The following is a 24,626-nucleotide window of genomic DNA, read 5'->3' as shown; positions in this document are numbered from 1 at the left end:
AGCGAGGAGGCTGCTACTCCACGAACCGGGGAAAACATCGTTCGGGAGCTTCATCTCGCCTTAAAAAACGCAGACATCCAAGCTCCTTATATCCTGGTAGGCCATTCTCTCGGAGGGATGTACTCAAGACTGTACGCGCAGACCTACAAAGACGAAGTGGCAGGATTGGTTCTGGTGGATGCCAGGCCTGAGAATGACGCTCGCCGGACAAATGAGATCTATGCCAAAGAACGACCTAAGGTCAATCCCTCCCCGTTAATATCCATTCTCCTAGAAAAGTCAGGAGCATTTCGCCTGTTTCCCAATTTTATGCTAACGGGTCGAGTCGAATATCAAGATAGAAACTCTTTTGTGAATATTGTCGCTTCTTCTAAGTACTTTCGATCTGTTGCGGAGGAAGGTGATCTAGCAAGCACTACCGAAGATGCCATACGGGGACAGCATCTGGGCAACCTCCCTGTACGTGTAATTGCCCGGGGCGTTCAACAAGATTTGACTCAGTTCGGTATTAGTAAGCGCGGAAATGATCAGATCGAACAAAGCTGGCAAATGGGACAGCGCGAGATGCTTAACATCTCTACAAACAGCAAATTTATTGTTGCCAAGAAGAGCGAGCATATGATCATCCATGATCAACCGGAGCTTGTCATCCAGGTCATCCGTGAACTCATCACCGACACCAGTCATTTTCAGTCAACCATGTCTAGAGCATACACAGACAATTAGGGACTTTATATGTTAAGGACAGCATAAAAAAACAAAAGACGCCCCGAGTTCCTTCTATATAAAGGAATCCGGGCGTCTTTGCTACCCTATACTATTCTCGTTGATTGATCTTAGGACAGAATAGGCTTGTTTTTAGATGAGGCTTCTGCAATTTTACCAAGTATTTGTTTCAGTACTTTAGCATTTTCCCCGACAAAACCGGAATCAAGCAGCACATCATGCGTTCCGATGACTTCGTATTCTTTGTATTGACCATGCGTCGCCTTTTGCCATAACAATTTATCTAATGATGTATCTGGACCAATACTATCATCCTCCGCAATCAGAGCATGGATATTCGCATGAACTTCACCTGCGTTAATAAGCTCATCGCGGTAGGTGGAGTACACCAACATTTTGTCCATGACTCGCTCCCTGTCGGCTGGATCGGCGAGGAATACTTTGTACTGCTCCCTAATGCTATCCAGCACCGTCTCGACAATCTCTTCAAGCTCCTCAGGTGTCGATTCATCCTTGGACATCTTTCTCATAGCATCTACCATAATAATGTCACCAACATGGTAGCCTCGGCTTTCCATAGCTTTAGCTACCTCGAAGGCGAGATTTCCTCCAAGTGAGTATCCAAGGAATACATATGGGCCCTCGGCTTGAATGTTCACGATGGCATCGATGTATCGATCCAGCATATCTTGGCCCTGAAAACGATCGCCGATAAATTCCATCCCGTACACCTCGCAAAGCCCATCCAGCTCCTTGGCCATCTCATAGTACCCCAGAGAGTGACCTACCCGAGGAGGGAAGCAAAATACTTTAAGCGTTCCTTTCCCTGGGAAGTGGATAATTTCCATTTCTTGTTCGTCGGCAGTAGTTGTTGCCTGCAGCTTGAAAATTTCATGCGCCATTTCTTCCACAGTCGGCAGATTAAACACGGCCTGGAGTGGGAGATGGACGCCCATATTAGACGAGATCCTTTGGATCAAGCCCAATACTTTCAGGGAATGGCCCCCAAGGTCAAAGAAATGATCTCTGATCCCGATTTCCTGTACGCCGAGCACCTCGGACCAAATCTGAGCGAGCTCGACTTCTGTCTGCGTACGTGGCGCGATATACTCCGCTGTGCTCCGCAGAAGGATTTCTGGTGCCGGTAGCGCTTTGCGATCCAATTTGCCATTCGGATTCAGCGGCATTTGTGCGAGCTGTACGAAAGCAGACGGAATCATATAGCTTGGCAGCTCGCTGCCCAGTGCTTCGCGTAATACGCCCGCTGCGAGCCCTTCCTCGGCCACAAAGTATGCGCACAGCTGAGTACTTCCGCTGGAGTCAGCCAGTGCTAGAACAACCGCTTCCTGCACCGATGGCACCCTCAGAATTTGTGCCTCCACTTCTCCCAGCTCAATGCGGTAACCCCGGATTTTTACCTGGTGATCGATCCGTCCCAAATACTCAATATTCCCGTCTGGCAGCCATCGGGCCAAATCGCCCGTTCGGTAAATCCGTGCTCCCGGTTTGTACGGGTGAGGAATGAACTTCTCTGCGGTCAGGTCCGGCTGGTTGAAATACCCCCGCGCTACCCCTTCGCCTGCAATGCAGAGTTCTCCCGGTACCCCCACAGGTGATACCTGAGAAGCGCTGTCCATCATCCATACTTGGACGTTAGCGTACGGTTTGCCGATCGGCACATGCGTTAGAGCCGCAGTCTCAGGGCTAGTTGTATATCGGGTCGCATATACGGCCGCTTCGGTAGGACCATAGATATTCTCCAGTACTGCGTGTGGAGATACTTTATAGTACTCTTCTACAAGTTTGGCAGGCAGCGTCTCGCCGCAGGCAAACAGGTATTTCAGAGTAAGGAATCCTTGGGTGCCGCTTTCTTTCAAGTATTGAACGAGCACACTGAGCATCGATGGCACCAAATTAAGATGCGTGATTCGGTTCGTATCCACAGCCTCCAGCAGTGCCATCGGGTCTTTGTCCACGCCTTGTGGCAGGATCACGAGAGTCCCCTGTCCAAAGAACCAGCAGAACAGCTCTGGCACAGAGAAGTCAAAGGTGAATGTCGTTTTGAGCAGGAAACGGTCGCCTGCCAACATCGGATATTCAGCTTCCAGCTGACTCAGCGTATGGACGGCAGAGCGGTGTTCAATCATTACACCTTTCGGCTTGCCGGTTGAACCTGACGTGTAAATGATATACGCCAGATGCTCCGGCCCCGCAATTGGCTCCAGATTCGAGCTATCCTCATGGTACGCCTGCGGATCATCAAGTGCCAGGATCGTGCCAGTGAACGGGAACCGATCTTTAAGATGGTTCTTCGTCAGCAGAAGCTTCGCCCCCGAATCCTCCAGCATGTGGCGAATACGGTCTTCTGGGAACTCCGGATCAATCGGTACATAGGCCCCACCAGCTTTTAGAATGGCATGGATACCAATGATCATCTCAAGCGAGCGCTCGACCATGATGCCAACTGGTTGGTCCGGTCTGACCCCTTGGGCACGCAGTGTACGTGCAAGACGGTTCGCCTGCTGATGAAGTTCTCCATAGGTAAGCTTCGTTTCTCCGTAAACAAGTGCTGTACGATCCGGTGTGAGCGCAGCTTTTTCCTCAAATATGCCGTGGAGGGTCTGCTCACGCGGATAAGGAGCTACTGTATCTCCCCACACCTCTATTATTTGTGATTTCTCTTCTGGCGTGATCAGTTCCAGCTCATCAATACGGATAGCAGGTTGTACAGATACGCTTGTCAGAATTCTCGTCAAGTGTCCTTGAATCCGTTCCACGCTCTCCCGGTCATAGACGCGAGCATTATATCGATACAAGAACTCCAGACTACGTCCCGGCAGCACAATAAGGTTAAAATCATAATTCGTCTGTTCAAACATCTGAACATCTGTAATTTTGTATTCAGCCTCTTCACTGGCAATTTTCTCTTCTAGATGCTCTTCTACCGGGTAATTTTCGAACACCATAATATGAGAAATCAAATCTTGCTTTTGTTCGCTCTGTGCTTGAATCTCATAGAGCGGATAGGAATCATAAGCATGTCCTGCCAAATATAATTCCTGCTGTCTTTTCATCACATGGGAGAACGTATCGCTTCCCTCGGCCTGAACCCGAACTGGAACTGTATTAATGAAGAGACCGATCATGCTTTCGATACCCGGAATCTCGGCAGGTCTTCCCGATACCACACTTCCGAAGACGATATCCTGGCTTCTATTGTAGCGCTGCAGCACGATTCCCCAGGCTGCTTGCATCAGCGTATTCATCGTCACCTGATGCTGTTTGGCCACCTGTTCCAGGCGATCGGTCAGTTCCGCATCCAACGTGAATACCAGCTTCTCCGACACATAGGCCTCTGCTTTTGCCGATGGCTGTGTGATGGCTTGTGGCAGCTTCGTCTGCTGCTCGTAGCCTTCCAGGTACCCTCTCCAGTAAGAGGATGCCTCTTCCTCGCCTTGTTTCTCCAACCATTGAATGTACTGGCTGTACGATGCTGCTACAGGAAGCTCAGGTTCCCTTTGCTCACGTAGAGCTCCGTATGTTTCAAACACTTCCTGGAGCACAAGTGGCATACACCAGCCATCCAAAATGATGTGATGAGAACTCCACAACAGATGGTAATGCTCTTTTGCAGTACGTAGAATAGCAACACGCAGCAAGGCTTCATTCGCAAGATCAAAGCCTCTTGCTTTGTCTTGGGCAACATAAGCTGCAAGACGCGCTTCTATTTCAGCGGAATCCAGCTCATGCAAATCCTCGTATACGAAATCGCATGCTCTTTCTTTGAACACAATCTGTATAGGGAAATCGCCCCATCCAGCATGGAAATTCGTTCTCAATATGGCATGCCGTTTCATCAGTTGCTGTAAGCTGCGTTTGAAAACCTCAGGATAGAACACTCCCTGAATTTCAAATGTGGCCTGCTCAAAGTAGACCTCTGAATGAGCCTCCAGCAAGCTGTGGAACAACATCCCCTTTTGCATCGGCGTCAGTTTATACATATTTTCAATACTACCGATATGCCGTGTCTGCTCTTCTAACTCCTCAATCTTTTCCAAGCTGATATCTTTGAGGAGTACATCGCTTGGTGTTAGTTCTGTTCTTTCCTTACTTACGCAATGTCCAATGACTTCACTAAGACGGTTCTTCAGAATGCCAACAAACTTAGCCACGGACTCCCCGTGGAACTGATGATGGTTATAGCTGACCGAGAGTTGAAGCTGCCCTTCGGCAATCAGTCCATTAATGTTCAATGCCTGATGCTGCACCATCTGCTCACTGACCTCAGGTCCTACGGAGTAAGGCGATACTTCCATCGTCCCTCCTGCAAGATCCTGATCGAACTGACCCAAGTAGTTGAACGTAATCTCCGGTTCAGCCGAGAAGGAGGAGGCATCGGGACTGTCGCTTAAATATTTCAAAATCCCATATCCGACACCTTTGTTCGGGATACGACGCAAGCCTTCCTTTACACGCTTGATTCTGGCCCCGATCTCCAATTCCCCGTCCATCTCAAGGGCGACAGGGTATTGACTTGTAAACCAGCCTATTGTGCGAGTAATATCCAGTTCCGGTACAACAGGCTCCCGCCCATGTCCCTCCAGAAGGATGCCTACACGTTCGATTCCCGTCCACTCGTGAACAGCCATACCAAGGGCTGTCAGGAGCAGATCGTTGACCTCCGTATTGTAAGTACGGTTCGCTTCTTTCAGGAACTGCTCTGTCTCTTCTGGTGACCATCTGACCGTGATAGCCTCGCTATCTTTGATGAGAAGAGCGCCATCTACCTTGTCTTTGGGAAGAGGGACAAAGCCACCTCCTTCTACCTCTGCCCAATAGCTGAGTTCTTGTTCAGCCGCCGGGCTGTTAGCAAATTGTGTGATTCCCTCAACCCATGCACGGTACGAATCCGTCTTCTGCGGAAGCTTGACTGCTTCTCCACGTGCTGCCTGCTCGTAGCCTTCCTGCAGGTCCTCAAAGAGGATACGCCAGGATACGCCATCCACAGCCAGATGATGAATAACGATCAACAGATGTTCGCCTTCTGCACAGCGGAACAGACCCAGTCTAAAGAGAGGTCCATCCTCCAGAGAGATGCTGCGCTGAATGGCTTCCGCACCCGCTTCTATTGCTGAAGCCGGGTCTGTCTCATCCCGCAGGTCGTGGATTTGGAGGCTATAGAGTTCACCCTCACCTACGCTCCGGTTCCAGGCCTCCAATCCCTGCTCTCCTTGGCGGAACACCAGTCGTAAAGCATCATGATGCTCTGCAATTGTCCGAACAACCTCGGCGAGCGCATCGGTATTGAAGCCATCCCGTCGGTACAACATGACCGACTGATTAAAGTGATGCAGATCCATTGACTGTTCATCGAAGAATCTGTGCTGAGCAGGTCCCAGTCTTACCGATCCGTGTACCTCGCCTTGGTCCGCAATTCGGCTGACCACACTAACGCGCTGCGCCAACTCTGCAATTGTCGGATAACCGAACAAATCCTTCATTTCAAGCTTGTAGCCTGCTTGAAGAAGCCTTGAGGATACTTGAATGGATTTGATCGAGTCACCTCCAAGTTCAAAGAAATTATCATGAATGCCGACAAGCGGCACGCCAAGTACACCTTGCCAGATTGAAGCCAAAATGTTCTCCACATCCGTCCGCGGAGCGGTAAAGTCTGCTCCCGCCTTTATACCCGAGTTCGGTTCAGGCAGTGCCTTGCGATCCAGTTTGCCATTCGGTGTCAGAGGCATCACGTCCAGTTGGACGAAGTAAGACGGAATCATATATGCAGGCAGTCCGGCAGACAGTTCGTTTCTCAGCTCGCTGACAGACATTTCACGATCCGCTACAAAGTAAGCACACAGAGACTTCTGTCCATTGGCGTCTGCCCACGCAACAACGAGAGCTTCCTCGACAAGGGGCATATCCAGCAACTTGGCCTCAATCTCACCAAGCTCAATACGATAGCCCCGTATTTTGACTTGATGGTCAATACGCCCAATGTACTCAATGTCTCCATTAGGAAGGCGACGAGCCAAATCTCCGGTGCGATACATATTTCCTTCCGCAGCGAACGGATTCCTAATGAATTTTTCTGCGGTAAGATCCGGACGGTTCAGGTATCCACGGGCTACCCCGTCCCCGGCGATGTACATTTCGCCCTCCACACCTAACGGTACGAGACGAAGCTGTTCATCCAGGATATGAATGTATATATTGTCTGACGGCAAACCAATCGGTACGGATTCCCGTGTATCCTTCGCAGGATCATACAGGTGAATCATGCAACCGACGACGGTTTCGGTTGGACCGTATTCATTGTAGATTTTGATATTGCCACCAAAGAGGTCGGTAATCGTTTTTGACAAATGTGTGGTCAGATTCTCTCCACCCACAATAAGCTGCTGAATGCGACTCTCTACCGGGATGGTCATATCTTTAATCAGACTGAGATGCGTCGGCGTCAGCTTGAGAATATCCACCGCATTTTCGCGCAAAATATGCTGAACAACCTCCGCTTTATCTATACCATCATAAATCCGTACTATTCCTCCATTTATTAACGGAGTAAACATTGATGTCATCGTCAAGTCAAACGAAATGGACGAATACAGCGGGAAGTCCGTTGGTTGCCCTGCACAATAGACTTTATTTGCCCACCAGATGTAGTTCACGATTCCTTTATGGTTAATCATGGTTCCCTTCGGATTTCCTGTTGTACCCGAAGTATAGATTAGATACACCAAATCGTTTCCTCTCACAGGAATATTAGGATTATTCACTCCAGCTCCGTAGATGTGCGGGGCATCCAATTCCATAACCATTCCCTCAAAGGCCGCTAGTTTCGTCAGGTGGCTCTGTGTGAGCAGAATCTCAGCGCCAGAGTCCTTCAGAATATACTGAATCCGCTCCTGCGGATATTCAGGATCAATCGGTACATAGGCTCCGCCCGCTTTGAGTACCCCCATGATGGCAACCAGCAGTTCCACTGACCGATCCGCCAACAGCCCCACTACTTGTTCACTCCGTAGTCCTTGGGCTATCAAGGTGGAAGCCAGTCTGTTCGCCCGCTCATTCAGCTCCCGATACGTGATCTGGATGTCGCCGCTTACTGCCGCGATCTTATCTGGCGTACGGGCAACCTGTTCTTCAAACAAGGTATGCAGGCCCTGATCACTTGGGTAGACATGAGCCTTGCCCCCCCAATCAAGCAGGTTTGTCCGTTCCTCAGATGTTACAATCTCCAGTTCCTGTATCGTCGCTTGCGGACGAGTAGCTACCTGATCGAGCATTTGCAATAAATGTCCTCCGATTCGCACAATGCTTTCTTGCTCGTAGACCGATGCATTGTAGCGAATGCAGACCTTAATGTCCTCGCCTGGAATGACCACCAGGTTAAAGTCATAGTTGGTTTGCTCAAACATGGTGAAGTTGGCGACTTCGAGATTGTCCTCCGTTTGATTACCCGATTGCTCCACCTGTTCGTCGAGCGGGTAATTTTCAAAGATCATAATATGAGAAATCAGGTCCTGCTTTTGGCTTGTTTTCCCCTGAATCTCATACAGTGGATAGGTATCGTAGACACGACCAGCCAATGATTGTGCCTGTGTACGTTTCATTACCTCGACGAAAGCCTCGTCTTTGGATGACTGTACACGGATAGGTACTGTATTAATAAACAGACCCACCATATTCTCGATCCCTGCAATCTCAGCCGGTCTACCCGACACAACGCCGCCGAAAACGACATCCGAGCTGGCATTATAACGTTGAAGAATCAGTCCCCAAGCTGTCTGCATGAGTGTGTTTACGGTCACGTGATTGCGCTTCGCGACAACATCCATTTTACCGGTCAAAGATGCACCCAGATGGAGAACATGCTCTTTTAGGACATAGCCCGCTTCTTTGGCTTGAGATTTCGTTTTACCTTCCGGCAATACGGTATTCCCGTCATAATCTTCGAGATATTGGCTCCAATATGTTGAAGCTTCTTGATCATCCTGTGCATCAAGCCACTCGATATAACGGCTATAGGGCTGAGCTGGCGGCAGGACAGGCTGTAATTGCTGTTTCTTGGCAGAATAATAATCGAACAGCTCCTGTGTAATGATCGGGATACACCAGCCATCCATAACAATATGGTGGAAGCTCCACAATACAAGACAGCTTTGATCCTTCTGCAAGACGGTCACTCGCATCAGCGGATCTTCTGACAAGCTGAACCCCTTAACCATATCTTCAGCAATATAAGCCTTGATTCGGGCTTCTTGTTCCTGCATAGATGCGTCGCGCAAATCTACGTAGTGCAGAGGGATTAACCGTTGCTTAAAGACAACTTGCAGCGGTACATCCGCAATGTTGTTGTAAAAGCCGGTACGTAGTATGGCATGTCGTTGCACCAAAGCCTGGAAGCTCTCGAAGAAGATATCTACATCGAAGCTGCCACGCATCTCAAACGTTGCCTGTTCGAAGTATGAAGAGGAATCCGGCTCCAGCAGGCTGTGAAACAGCATGCCCTTCTGCATTGCCGTCAGCTTGTACACATCCTCAATCTCTCCGATATGAGCCGTCTGCGCCGTAAGTCGATCAAGCTGCTCCAATGTTAATCCTTGGAACAGAACATCACTAGGTGTAAGCTGTGAACACTCCTGAGCTACACAATGCCGGATGACCTCACTAAGGCTTGACTGTAATAATTCAGCAAAATGACTCACCGTCTCGTTACGATACTGCCTGTTGCTGTACGTAATCGTCAGTGATAGCTGTCCTTCAGCAATCATGCCATTCACATCCAGAGCATATTGCTGCGGTGTGTGATCGCTGAGCGCCTTACCGACTGAATGTGTAGACAAGCTAAGAGCATTCCCCTCCAAATCCTGGTCAAACTGTCCAAGGTAGTTGAAGGAAACTTCTGGTTCTACGCTGAATCGAGTGTCTTTTTCCGGTGCCATATATTTCAGCAGACCGTAGCCGATACCTTTGTGCGGAACCTCTCGCAAATTCTCCTTGATGCGCTTGATCCGGGTAGATACTTCCTGCCCATCTTGCAGGTTCAGCAGAACAGGGTACTGAGTTGTGAACCAGCCCACGGTACGGGTAATATCCAGATCTGGTACGATCATTTCCCGTCCATGTCCTTCAAGGTTAACCAGAACCTGCTCCATGCCTGTCCAGCGCTGAATAGCTGCTCCCAGAGCAGTCAAGAGTAAATCATTCGTCTCCGTATGATAAGCCCGGTTTGCTTGTCGCAACAGCAGCTCTGTTTCTTCAGCAGACCACGTTACCGTAACCGACTCGGTATCCCGAACGGTGCCTGGCTCCTGATCCTTATCCTTGGGCAGTGGAGCCAGAAGCGTCTCCTCAATCTGCTGCCAGTATGAACGCTCCTCGTCCAGGGCAGGACCTGCTGCATACTTCGCCGCTTGCTCGGACCATACAAGATACGAATCGGTCTTTTGCGGAAGAACAATCGTTTGTCCATTCAACGCCTGCTCGTATCCTGTTGCAATGTCTTCAAACAGGATGCGCCAGGACACACCGTCAACCAAGAGGTGATGAATGACAATCAACAAATGATCGCCATCTTCACAATGGAACAGGCCTAGCTTGAACAGTGGGCCACCTTCCAAGTCAAAGCTTGCCTGAATGGCATTGGCTTGGGCCTGAACCGCAGCTGTCTGGTCTTCCGCCTGCCGCATATCAGCAATGTCCAATGTGTAGAGCTCGCCTTCATCCGTTCCCCGATTCCAAGCTGCGTATCCAGCTTCTGTAGGCCGGAAAACCATGCGCAGCGCGTCATGATGGATCGCAATTTGGTCCATTGTCAATCGGAGTGCAGCCTCATCAAAGCCGTCTTTCCGATAGAGCATGACGGCATGATTATAATGGTGCGGCTCCGCTGTATGGCGTTCAAAGAACCAGCGCTGAATTGGCATTAACTCTGCTGCACCTTTAATTTCGCCCTGTTCCGCTGTACGTCCGGCTGCCTGAAGATACGGGCTGAGCTCGGCAATTGTCGGATATTTGAAGAGATCCTTCATCTCTAATTTATATCCAGCTTGGAACAATCTCGAGGACACTTGAATCGCCTTGATGGAGTCACCACCCAGGTCGAAGAAATGATCGTGGATGCCGACCTGCTGTGCTCCCAGCACACCTTGCCATACGGAAGCCAAAGCTTCCTCAGCCTTCGTCCTTGGCGGTTCATAAACCGCTCCAGTCTGCACATTGGCCTCCGGAGCCGGAAGCGCTTTGCGATCCAGTTTGCCATTTGGTGTCAAAGGCAGCTGTTCCAATTGCATAAAGTAAGATGGAATCATATAAGCCGGCAGTTCGGCAGCCAAGGCTTTTCTCAACTCTCCTACCGTCAGCATCTGATCGGCTGTGAAATAGCCGACAAGCACTTTTTGTCCACTTCCATCCTCTTGGGCGAGCACAACGGCCTCTCTTACAGACGGAGCATGGAGCAGCTTCGCTTCCACTTCGCCTAGCTCAATACGGTAACCACGGATTTTTACCTGATGGTCAATCCGTCCCAAATACTCCATGCTGCCATCCGGCAACCAGCGTGCCAAGTCACCCGAGCGGTACATACGCTCGCCTGCTTCGAACGGATGAGGGACAAACTTCTCTTCCGTCAATTCCGGTCGGTTCAGATAACCTCGCGCCAGACCTACGCCCGCCACATAGAGTTCACCTGGAATGCCAATCGGCTGTGGACGGCGTTGTTCATCCAAAATGTACGCTCGCAGCGTCGGAATCGTGGTGCCGATATTGCTGCGGCCCTGTTCAATTTCCAACTCTGTAATTTCCTTGTAGGTTACATGCACGGTCGTTTCGGTAATGCCGTACATGTTAATGAGCTGCACTTGCGGATACTTCGTTCTCCAGTCCTTGAGCAGGGCCGGAGCTAATGCCTCTCCACCGAAGATAATCATACGGAGGCTCAGTTCTGCCGCTTGATGACCGAGTTCTTCCTGTAGCAACTGGTAGAAGTACGTCGGCGTTTGGTTCAAAACGGTGACCTTCTGATCCTTAAGCAATTGTAAGAAACGATCTGGACTCTTCGCGGTAAGCGATGGAACGATGACCAACCGTCCTCCGTTCAGCAATGCTCCGTACATTTCCCATACAGAGAAGTCAAAACAGAATGAATGGAACAGTGTCCACGTATCCTGAGGACCAAAGTCAAACATATTTTTATCATTAAAGAGCAAGCGAACTACATTTTTATGCTCAATCAGTGTTCCCTTTGGCTTGCCTGTCGTACCCGATGTATAGATGACGTAGGCAAGATGCTCCGGTCCGGCTGCAGGCTGCAGGTTTGAGACATCCTCCTTGTAGGAAGCCGTTTTGTCCAGACTTACGATATCCCCGGCGAAGGAGACCCGTTGCTCCAGATGCGCTTGTGTCAGCAGTAGCTTGGCTCCCGAATCCTCAAGCATAAAGCGAATGCGGTCCTCTGGATATTCAGGGTCTACAGGGACATAGGCCCCGCCTGCCTTCAAGATGGCTAAAATTCCGACCACCATTTCAAGGGAACGATCCGCCATGATTCCAGCCAAACCGTCTGGTTGCAAACCACGTTCTCTCAGCGTTCGGGCAAGTCCATTGGCCCGCTCGTTCAGCTCGCTGTAGGACAGGGCTGCATCTTCACATACGACTGCCACTGCATTCGGAGTACGTGCGGCCTGCTCCTCGAACAGCGCATGGATCGTCTTGTCACGAGGATAGTCTGCCTTGGCTTCGTCCGGCGCTTTCATCAGCCTTAATTTTTCCTGAGGTGTCACGATATCAAGGGATGACAACGGCAGTGCCGGATTGGCGATGGCTTCCCGAATAAGCTGTACAAAGTGGCCTGCCATCCGCTCAGCAGTCTCTTGCTTGTAGATCGCAGTCGCGTACTCAAGCGTGCAGTTCAATGCCCCGTCTGCTTCACTCACGGTCAGCGTGAGATCGAACTTGGCAGCCGGATGTACATTATCGTAAGGAGTGAAGCGCAATCCTTCTATTTCTTGTTCTCCCTGCTCGATATTTTGCAGGACAAACATGGTATCAAATAGTGGGTTACGGCTCAAATCACGCTGAAGCTCCAGCTTTTCTACCAGCTCCTCGAACGGGTAATCCTGGTTTTCATAGGCCCGCAGCGCTGTTTCCTTCACTTCCTGCAGATAAGCCTCGAAAGGCTTTTCTCCTTCTGGATAAGTACGAAGTGCCACTGTGCCGACGAACATACCGATGAGGCCTTCGAGTGTCGCATGAGATCTTCCTGCCACAGGTGAACCGACAATGACATCTTCCTGACCTGTGTACTTGTGCAAGAGCGCTGTATAGGCTGCCAGCAGTACCATGAACAGAGTGGAACCCGTTCGGGTAGCCAGCTCCTGAAGTGAAGCACTCAGAGAAGAATCAATTTGGAAGTCGATTCGATCCCCTGCAAAGCTTCGCACCGCAGGACGAACTTCATCTCCTGGCAAATCCAGCACTGGCAAGCTTCCACGGAAAGCATCCAGCCAGTAAGCCTCCTGGACCTTAAGACGCTCGCTTCCGAGCTGCTCTTGCTGCCATACCGCATAGTCTGTGTACTGGATCTGTAGCTCAGGAAGTACGTCCTCCTCTTGGTAGAAGCGGAGAAACTCTTCTATGAGAATATTCATAGAAACCCCATCTGAGACAATATGGTGCATGTCAAACAATAGTAAATGGCGCTCATGTGCAATTCGAATAAGGCCGACCCGCAGCAATGGAGCTACACCTAAATCAAAAGGACGGACGAACTGCTGAAGGGTAGCTCCTGCCTCTTCCTCGCTCAACTCCACATATTCCACAGCAAACGGAACATCCGTCAGGAGCTGCTGTACAGGTTCACCGTTCACGGTCACAAAACGAGTACGCAGCGAACCATGACGATGAATCAGACGACGGAATGCCTGCTCTAGCCGTTCCCGATCCAAAGCTCCCTCAACGGTAAGAATACCCGGCATATTGTAGCTCAGCTCTCCACCTTCCAGCTGACTTAGAATAAACATTCGTTTTTGGGCCGAGGACAATGGATAATGCTCTCTCGCTCCCGCTGTAGGAATTTCTTCGAAATTCAGCGGTGTATAGCCCTCAATAGCACGGGCCAATCCTTCAATAGTAGGAGACTCGAACACTGCTCTCAGACTAATCTCGCGATTCATTTCCTTGCGAATTCGTGAGACTAGCAGGGCTGCACGCAGGGAATGACCTCCAAAATGGAAGAAATTGTCCTTCACTCCCGCATTCTCTACACCTAGCACCTCTTGCCAGATTTGGGCTAATTGCATTTCTACAGGTGTCTTTGGAGCCTCAGATGAAGCAACTGCCCATCCACGCTCGCCCTGCAGCGCTTTTCGATCGATTTTTCCGTTCGACGTCAGAGGCATATCGTCCATTTGTATGAAGCGGGAAGGGATCATATATCCAGGCAACATCTCCGACAGAACCTCTCGGAGCTCGGATACCTCAAGTTTCTGAGCGGCTACGAAGTAAGCGACTAGATCTTTGTAGCCATCATTGCCCTCTACAGCCATGGCCACGACTTCCTGAACGGACGGCACTCTGAGCATTTGTGCTTCTACCTCGCCTAGCTCGATACGGTAGCCGCGGATTTTGACTTGGTGATCTATTCGACCTAAGTACTCGATGGTTCCATTCGGTAACCAGCGAACCAAGTCACCCGTCCGATACATACGCTCTCCTGGAGCAAATGGATTGTCCACAAACTTCTCGTCCATTAACTCAGGCTGGTTATGATACCCCCGCGCTAACCCGATACCCGAAATGCATAGCTCTCCAGCTACACCGACAGGTTGCAATCTAAAATGGTCATCCAAGATGTACACACTATGGTTAGCAATAGGTCGTCCAATAGATACAATATCCGTTGCTCCCTCACTGTCCGGGACAGACCAGATTGTGGTGCATACGGAGTCCTCTGTTGGGCCATAGCCATTAGAGTAACGTACATGCTTCCTCCACTCTTCGATCAACTCGATCGATGCGGCCGATCCAGCGGTTAGCAAGCACCGCAGTGTTGGCAAACGCTCTGGATCAAGGTGGATAGCGTAAGCGGGTGGCAAAGTCGCTACCGTAATCCCCTTATCGTTCATGAACTGCTCGAACAGGGCATGATCTAAAATATCTTGTGGAGAAGGGATGCACAGAACAGCCCCGTGGCTCAGCGCCGTTAAAATTTCCGAAACCGATGCATCAAACGACAGGCTTGCAAACTGAACGATCCGATCCTGCGGTGTAACTTCGAAGTGTGTCCCGTATACGTCCGAAAGATTGGGTAGTCCCCGATGCTCGACTAATACGCCCTTAGGCTGACCCGTCGTACCTGAAGTGTAGATCACGTAAGCCAGATCATCCGGGCCGGCAGTAGCCTCCAAATTCGAGGTGTCGGCATCATAGGTCGATGATTCATCCAGCAGCAAAACATTTTCCGTCCATCCGAGATGCTCCAAGAGATGGGCCTGTGTAAGGATCAGCTTCGCCCCGGAATCTTCAAGCATGTAACTGATTCGTTCTTTCGGATACTCTGGATCGATTGGAACATAGGCACCCCCGGCTTTCATAATGCCGTAGATCGCAACGATCATTTCGAGCGACCGTGCAGCAATCAGTCCCACCAGATCTCCCGTCTTGATTCCCTGAGTACGGAGCCTTCTCGCCAGTCCATTGGCTTTTGCATTGAGCTCGGCGTAGGTCAGCATCTCGTCCCCAAACAAAAGGGCAGTCGCGTCTGGCGTTCGTCCCGCCTGTTCCTCCAACAGCCCGTGGAACGTGTTACATTGCTCGTAAATGCCTGGTGTATTTCCCCATACGTTCAGAATCTGTTCTTTCTCCTGCGGCGTGACTAATTCTAGAGCATCCACGGAAATTGCAGGATTCTCCACAATTTGTTCCATCAGGTGGAACAAGTGGCCCTTGATTTGCTCGATCGTGGCTGGATCATAGACGAGCGCATTGTATTGGAACAACAATCTCATCTCTTTGCCCGGTAGAACAATTAAGTTAAAATCGTAATTCGTTTGTTCAAGAAGCTCCGCTTCCTCAATCTCAAAGGCAGCCTCGCCACCACCCAGACGCTCTACTTCCTCTTCCACAGGATAATTCTCAAACACCATAATATGAGAGATGAGATCCTGCTTCTGATCCGTCTGAGCCTGAATTTCAAACAACGGGTAGGTGTCATACATATGAGAAGCCATATATTGTTCCTGCTGCTGCTTCATCAGAACTGTGAAGGGGAGACTCTCCTCTGTCTTCACACGAACGGGAATCGTATTGATGAACAAACCGATCATCCGATCAATGCCCGGAATTTCTGCTGGTCTGCCTGATACTACACTTCCGTATACAACATCCCGACTACCGTTATAGCGTTGAAGCGCAACGCCCCAAATGGACTGCAGCAGTATATTCATCGTGACATGAGCATCTCTGGCCACCTTTTCCAGGCGTTCAGTCAATTCCCTGCTGAGAGGATAATTCAGCTTCTCTGCTACATAGCCTTCTCCTTTAGCTGCTCCACCGACTTGAGGTAAAAGCGTCTGTTGTTCATAACCGGCCAGATATCGGCTCCAATAGTCGGCCGCAGCTGCTTCATCCTGCTGTTCGAGCCATTCAATATACCGGCTATACGGCTGAACCTCTGCCAGGTGAGGCTCTCTTCCTTCCAGGAGGGCAAAATAGTGTTCAAATACCTCCTGCGTAATTAACGGAACACACCACCCATCCATGACGATGTGATGAAAGCTCCATAAGAGGCGGAAGCTCTCTTCATCTGTTTGTAGAATCGATACACGGAGAAGCTCGTCTTCAGCTAGGTTAAAGCCCAGTGCTTTATCCTTAGCACCAAATGTCTTCAGGTAAGCTTCGCGCTGCGATGCATTCATCTCCCGCAGGTCTTCGTACACCAATTTAGCGCCTCTGTGCCGAAATACAACCTGCAAAGGCTCGCTGCCCCATCCGCTGTAAAAGTTCGTACGCAGGATAGCATGACGCTCCACCACTGCATCCAGACTGTGTCCGAAGGCGGTCGGATCAAAGCTACCCTTAAAGTCAAAGGCAGCCTGCTCAAAATAAGCACCCGTATGCGGCTCAAACATATCATGGAACAGCATGCCCTTCTGCATCGGTGTCAGACTATATACATTCTCAATATCGCCTATGTGGCTGGTCTGCTTAGAAAGCTCCTCCAGGTCGGCAATGCTTAGACCCTTCGCAAGCACGTCGCTTGGTGTCAATACGGTTTTTTCTTGGGTTACGCAATGCTGGAGAAGCTCCCGCAGGCTTTCTTCAATATATCCAGCGAGCTGTTCCATCGTAGATGACTTATACTGTTTTCCGTTATAAGTCATCGTCAGAGTCAGGGCTCCGTCCGTCACCATGCCATTGATATCTAGCGTATAGGCCGGTTCCTCCAACAAGCTTTGCGCGCTTCCGGTCGGATAAGGAGAGATCTGCAATGAGCCTCCTTGCAAATCCTGATCAAATTGCCCCAGATAGTTAAAAGAAATCTCAGGTTGCAAGCTGAAGCTATCTTCATCCAACTGACTTGCCACCGTTTTGAGCAACCCGTAGCCAATACCTTTGTTCGGAATTCGGCGCAACCCTTCTTTCACAGACTTGATCAAGGAGGCCACTTCCGAGTTATCCCCCAAGTCTAAAATCACCGGATATTGACTTGTAAACCAGCCGACGGTACGGGTGATGTCAATATTCGGTATAATCGGCTCACGACCGTGCCCTTCCAGATTCACAGCAACCTTTTCGATCCCAGACCACTTGGATATCGCCATGCCTAGAGCAGTCAATAGCAAATCATTCGTCTCTGTTTGATAAGCACGGTGGGCTTTTCTCAACAATTGGTCGGTTTCTTCTATAGTCCATTGTGCTGTTACTACTTTGCTATCCTGTAAAAGAAGGCTTTCCACAGCCTCATCCTTCGGCAACTGTTCGAGTGGCTGATCCTTTAGCTCTCTCCAATACGCCCGATGAGTCTCCATTTCAGGGCCTTCCGAATAACGAGCAAGGGCGTCACCCCAGTCACGGAAGGAATCCGTCTTCTGCGGGAGTGTCAGTGCTTGGCCTTGAATCACCTGCTCATAGCCTGCTGCGATGTCCTCGAACAAAATCCGCCAGGATACTCCGTCCACCACCAAATGGTGGATCACGATCAGAAGGTGGTCTCCATCCTGACAATGGAAAAGCCCTAACTTCAGCAGCGGGCCTTCTGCCAGATGGATACTGCGCTGAATGTCATCCGACAGCGATGTAATGGCTGCAGTCGGATCGGATTCATTCCGTAAATCAGCGGTGAACAGGCTATAAAGCTCTCCTTCTTCAAGATCACGATTCCAAGCTTCGTAGCCATGCTCTGTCTGACGGAAAACCATACGAAGGGCGTCATGATGCTCAGCAAGTTTTCTCAGCACCTGATGCAAGGCCTTTTCCTCAAATCCCTGTTCACGATACAGCATAACCGCTTGATTGAAGTGATGAGGCTCTGCCTGCTTCCGGCCAAAGAACCACTGTTGGACTGGAGTCAAGCGAGTCGCTCCACGCACAACTCCCTGTTCAGCCATGTGCACAGCCGTCTGTATTTCCGCGCCTAGCTCGGCAATAGTTGGCGATTTGAACAGTTGCTTCATCTCTAACCGATAGCCGGCCTGCAGTAACCGTGACGACACCTGAATGGCCTTGATGGAATCTCCACCCAATTCAAAGAAATTGTCATGGATACCCACCTGTTCGGCACCCAGCACCCCTTGCCAGACAGACGCCAAAGCTTCTTCGGCCGGTGTACGAGGAGCTGTATACTTCCGTCCTGTATGCGCACCTACTTGCGGAGCCGGCAGAGACCTGCGGTCCACTTTTCCGTTTGACGTTAATGGCATACGATCCATCTGAATAAAATAGGATGGCATCATATAGCCCGGAAGCACCTGCGATAGGGCAAGGCGTACTTCGCCTGCCGTGAGCGCACGATCCGCCACATAATAAGCGCAAAGCTGCTTCTCTCCAAGCTCATCCGCGCGAACGACCACTACGGCGTCGATTACTGACTCCACCTTGGCCAGTTGGGCCTCGATTTCAGGGAGTTCGATGCGGTAACCACGTATTTTGACCTGCTCATCAATTCTTCCTTTAAACTCCAAATTCCCATCTGGAAGCCAGCGTACCAAATCCCCAGTTCTGTAGCAGGGTTCTCCGTCCTTCACAGGACTAGGGACAAATTTCTCTGCTGTGAGATCAGGACGATTGAGATATCCGCGCGCTACACCTTCACCGCCGACAATGAGTTCACCCCAAGCACCAATAGGCTGTAATTGCAGCGATCCATTGACCACATAAGCGGTCGAATTACTAATTGGGCGACCAATCGGTACGACCCCTTCGGCACGACCTGGAATCTCGTAGGTGGTGGAGAAGGTCGTATTCTCTGTCGGACCATAGCCATTGATAGGGACAAGATCAGGATTAGCCTCGATTACACGATTCATATGAGATATGGACAGTACGTCACCGCCGACTAGTAATGCTTTGAGCCCTCTGAACAGGTACTCATCCTGCAGGGAAAGCTGATTGAAAAGCGGTGAAGTAAGCCACAATGTCGTAATCCCGTACTTGGCAATAGCTGCTTTGAGCCTATCGGCAATCAGAATGTCGTCATTCTCTACGAAATAGAGCTGTCCACCGTTAAGCAAAGCTCCCCATATCTCGAATGTAGAAGCATCAAAGGCTACGGCTCCCGTTTGCAAAATCCGCGTAGATTCATTCAGCTCCACATAGTTGGTCTCTTTGACCAGACGAACCACGTTCCGGTGTTCAACCATAACGCCCTTCGGTCTACCCGTCGTACCCGATGTATAGATGACATAAGCAAGCCCCTGCGATCCTTGGGCAGTCTCCGGCTGGGCAGGTTCAGCTGCATAAGCCTCTTCACTGCTAAGATCGACAATCGGTATACCGTAGTCTACATTTATAAGCTCGCTCTTTTGCACCAATAATAGCTTGGCGTCGGAATCATTAAGCATATAACGCACCCGATCTTCCGGGTAATCAGGATCAATCGGCACATAGGCTCCACCCGCTTGAAGCACCGCGAGCATACCAATGACCATTTCGATACTTCGTCCGCCCATCACGGCCACAGGCTGCTCCCTCAACGTTCCCAAACGACGCAGTGTTTGGGCCAGTCGGCTCGCCTTGTCTTCCAATTCAAGGTACGTTAGCTGGACATCGCCGAATACAAGCGCCGTCTGTTTCGGTGTACGCTTGACTTGTTCTGCGAACAGCTCATGAATGGTCTTGTCTCTTGGATAAGGAGCCGATGTCGCGTTAAATACTTCAACGATCTGTACTTTCTCCTCCGGTGTGATCATTTCTATCTCGGCCAGTTGCAACTGGGGATTGGCCGAGACTGCGTGCAGAATCCGGAGCAAGTGCGTTGCAAGTCGCTCTACACTTTCACGGCGATATAAAGCCGTACTATACTCGAGGCCAAAGGCTAATTTTGAGCCCTTCTCCTCTACATTGAGGGACAGGTCAAATTTGGCTGTGACGGTGTCCATCAAGTAAGGAGTAAAGTGCACTCCGTCCATTTCCTGCTCTTCCTGCTCGGTATTTTGTAATACCAATAGGGTGTCAAAGAGCGGATTGCGGCTGACATCACGTCCTACGCCCAGCTTTTCGACCAATTTTTCAAAAGGGTAATCCTGATGCTCAAACGCCTTGAGCGCTGTTTCCTTGATTTCCAGAAGATAATCCTGAAAGGTTTTATCTCCTGCCGGGTAGCTGCGCAAGGCCAGTGTGTTGACAAACATTCCGATGATACCCTCAAGCTCAGCCTGCGGCCTTCCGGCTACTGGAGAACCTACGACGATGTCCTCCTGTCCTGTATATTTGTGCAGTAGTACCGAATAAGCAGCCAGCAATACCATATACAGTGTAGTACCTGTACGGGATGCAAGCTCTTGTATTGCCTTATTTCCAGACTCATCCAATGTAAAATCAATTCGGCTCCCCTCGAAGCTTCGAACCGAAGGTCGTTGGAAGTCTGTAGGCAGATCCAATACCGGCAACTCTCCTTCAAAGGCTTGCAGCCAATATTTCTCAAGATCTTGCCATTGGTTCTCTGACTGTTCCCGTTGCCATACGGCATAATCCTTGTACTGGATGTGCAGCTCTGGTAGCTGTTCTCCTTGATACAAATGAGTAAGCTCCTCTATCAATATTTGAATAGAAACCCCATCTGAAATGATGTGATGCATATCAAACAGCAACAGATGACGCTCCTCCTGGAGCTTCACCAAGCTAACACGCAATAATGGAGCCTGGCTCAGATCAAAGGCACGAATAAAGCTGTGAATGAGCGTATCCGTCTCCTCCACCGAAGCCTCTGTGTAGTTCAACACGAACGGCACATTCCTATGCACACGCTGAACAAGCTCCCCATCCTGCATATAAAAGCCGGTTCTCAGGGATTCATGGCGCTGGATCAGTGCCTGGAACGCAGACTCCAGCCGCGTGCGATCCAACGGTCCATCCACCGTAAAGACCCCTGGCATATTGTAGCTGAGCTCTCCCCCATCCATCTGTCTCAGCACGTATAACCGCTTTTGCGCTGAGGACACTGGGTAAGCTTCGCTTTCCGCCGCCTGCGGGATGGATTCGTACATGGTTGGAATGTGTTTTTTCACAAGTTGGGCCAAGGATTCGACCGTAGGTGACTGAAACACCTCACGCAGCGAAATGCTACATCCCAATTCTTTGTGAATCCGTGAAACGAGCACTGTTGCCCGCAAGGAGTGACCCCCAATTTCAAAGAAATTATCTCTGACACCAACGCGGGCAACGCCCAAGATATCTTGCCAGATGAGTACCATCTGAGCTTCCACAGCAGTTCTCGGAGCCAAATAAGCCTCGCCGGATTGTACGCTGCTTTCAGGAGCCGGCAACGCACGGCGATCCAGTTTGCCATTTGGCGTAAGCGGCATTTGCTCCAGCCGGACAAAATAAGAAGGAATCATGTAAGCGGGGAGTTCCGCTGCCAGCTGAGACCGCAATTCCCCCGGCGAAAGGTCACTGGAGGCTACATAGTAGGCGCACAGCAATTTTTGGCCCTGTTCGTCTTCCCGTGCGAGGACAATCGTTTCCCGTACGTTCGGAGCCTTGAGAATTTGGGCTTCTACCTCGCCAAGCTCAATTCGGTAGCCGCGAATTTTGACCTGATGGTCGATCCGCCCCAAATATTCAATATTGCCATCAGGCAACCAACGAGCAAGATCCCCCGTTCGGTACAGCCGCTCTCCCGCCCGATACGGATGTTCAACGAATTTCTCAGACGTCAAATCCGGCCGATTCAAATACCCACGGGCAAGACCGTCCCCCGCAATGTATAGCTCTCCCGGAACCCCAACAGGCTGCAGGCGTCTTTGCTCATCGAGAATGTAAGCGCTAAGTGTCGGGATCGTTCTGCCAATATTGCTTTTCCCCGCTTCAATCTCATGTTCCGTGATTTCCTTGTAGGTGACATGGACCGTTGTTTCCGTAATTCCGTACATATTGATCAGCTGCACATCAGGATACTTGACCCGCCAGTTTCTCAGAAGAGATGGACTTAAAGCCTCTCCACCAAAAATGATTTTTCTAAGGCCAAGCTCTGTCGAAGAGTGCGTCAGTTCTTCCTGTAGCACCTGATAAAAATACGTCGGCGTCTGATTTAAAATGGTGACTTGGTTATCTTTCAACAACTCCAGGAAAGCTGCTGGGCTTTTGGCTGTGAGAGATGGAACAATCACCAATTTCCCTCCATAAAGAAGCGCTCCGTACATCTCCCAAACGGAGAAATCGAAGCAGAACGAATGGAATAGCGTCCACGTATCCTGAGAGGTGAAATCAAATAGATTTTTATCGTTAAAGAGCAGTCGAACTACATTTTTATGCTCAATCAGCGTGCCCTTCGGGTTGCCGGTTGTACCCGACGTGTAGATGACATAGGCCAGATGGTTTGGTCCCGAAATGCTCTCCAGATTGGAGGCATCTCCTGTATACGTTGCAGAATCGTCCAGGCTCACAAGCTTTCCGTCAAAAGTGGTACTTTCCCACAGATGACCTTGGGTAAGCAACAGACGGACACCTGAATCCTCCAGCATATAATGGATACGCTCTTCCGGATAATCAGGGTCAATCGGTACATAGGCACCACCTGCTTTTAAAATGGCCAACATCCCGATGACCATCTCCAAGGAACGGTCAGCCATAATCCCTACGAGCGTATCTGCTCCTACACCCTCGGAGCGCAAATATCTCGCAAGCTGGTTAGCCTGCTCGTTTAGAGCTAGGTATGTAATGCTCTGCTCGTCCATCTGAACGGCTACGTGATCTGGCGTGCGCTCGGCTTGTTCTTCGAATAAGCCATGGATGGTCTTCTCACGTGGATAGTCAACTGTAGTGCCTTCCGAAAGAGCCAAAATGGATTGCTCTTCGGGTTCGCCCAATAAGTTTACCTCTGCGATAGAAAGCTGAGGTGAATGAATGACCTGCTCGGCGATCGTAAGCAACTGGGAAACCATGTCCTTAACTTCGCTGCGTTCAAACAGCTCCGTCCGATAATCGACATCCAGTACCAGTTCGCCTTCATCCAGGATCTCTACGATATGAAGTACGAAATCGTTCACTTCATCCCCGCAGAAATCATAATCTGTCAAAATACGCACATCATCCAAATCAACCCAATTGATAAGACGATATTCCATTGAAACGCCAAAAAGCCGCTGAATATCCTTGTTGCCATGCATTTCTCTAAGATCCTGAATTAACTGATTGTATGGATATTTCTGATGCCGCAGGATTGACATCTGATCTCTGGCTACATCCTGCACGAAGCTCAGCACATCCATATCCTTTTCGACGTATGTTCTGGCAGCAGCGGTGCTGACGAACATACCTATCTTTTGCTTCTCTTTTTTGTTCCCCCGGTTAGCGAACGAAGTTCCAATCACCACATCCGGCTGATTCGTCATTTTGTGTATGTAGATATACATCGCACCCATGAAGAACTGGAACAAGGAAATTCTGTTCTGTTGGCAAAATGCCTGCAGCTCGTGATACAGCACTTCTGGTACAGTAAAATGCTCCCGAACAGCGTGAGTGCTTAAAGACAATGGATTATATGACTTCCAACCCGTAAGCTCAGGCAAATCAGAAAATTTATCCAGCCAGTATGCCTTATCTTTCTGGTATCTGTCAGAAAGTTCGTATGCATTCTCATCTGCAATATATTCAATATACGAGCAATCGTCGCCCAGCTTCGGCTCATTTCCTTGAATTAACTCCATGTAAAACGCTGTTAGCTGATTGCCATAGACCACCATTGATATTCCGTCAGAAATAATATGGTGCATCTTGATATTAATCCAATACTCTTCCTCGCTAATCTTCACAATTAAAAACTGGAAGAGTTCAGAATCCAGCAGGGGCAAGGGTTTGCTTTTGTGTTGCTCAAGTAAGGCTTCCACTTCAGATATACTTTCATAGTGGGAAAGATCCAGGCACTCCAACTGTCTTTCTTCATAAGGAACGACATACTGTTGAGGCACTCCATCCACTGAGGTAATACGAATACGGAACGCATCATACTGTTTGATAATCAAATTAATAGACTGCATGAAGGCAGCGATATGGATATGCCCCTTCATCTTAGCTGTACCGGAAAGCTGTGACACTGACGTATCTGGGTAGAGTAATTCGGTATACCATATACGCTTCTGCGCATTTGTTAAATCATATAACTGCATGTCATTCATCTCATTCACTCCTATTCCATGATGTGAATATCCTCCCGCTGCACCTGGCAGTCAGGAGGACAA

General features: G+C 49.7%; 2 protein-coding genes (1 of these 2 cut by a window edge). One reads left to right on the top strand and one right to left on the bottom strand.

Annotated features, from left to right (window positions below; genetic code table 11):
• Nucleotides 1-726, top strand: partial view of an alpha/beta hydrolase gene (locus MKY16_RS00420; protein ID WP_340953611.1) — the 3' portion only. Its footprint begins 309 nt before the window's first position; 726 of the gene's 1,035 nt are visible here — the last part of the coding sequence; the start codon falls outside the window, past its left edge; its stop codon occupies nucleotides 724-726.
• Nucleotides 727-836: 110 nt separating this feature from the next.
• On the opposite strand, the gene MKY16_RS00415 is transcribed toward MKY16_RS00420, so the two are convergent.
• Complete coding sequence (locus tag MKY16_RS00415) at nucleotides 837-24,563, bottom strand: non-ribosomal peptide synthase/polyketide synthase (protein WP_340953607.1); 23,727 nt, start codon at nucleotides 24,561-24,563, stop codon at nucleotides 837-839.
• Nucleotides 24,564-24,626 lie beyond the last annotated feature (63 nt).

Origin of the sequence: Paenibacillus sp. FSL L8-0641, assembly GCF_038006265.1 — a bacterium.
Taxonomy (GTDB): Bacteria; Bacillota; Bacilli; order Paenibacillales; family Paenibacillaceae; genus Paenibacillus; species Paenibacillus polymyxa_D.
This window is presented reverse-complemented; position numbering and strand designations above follow the sequence as displayed.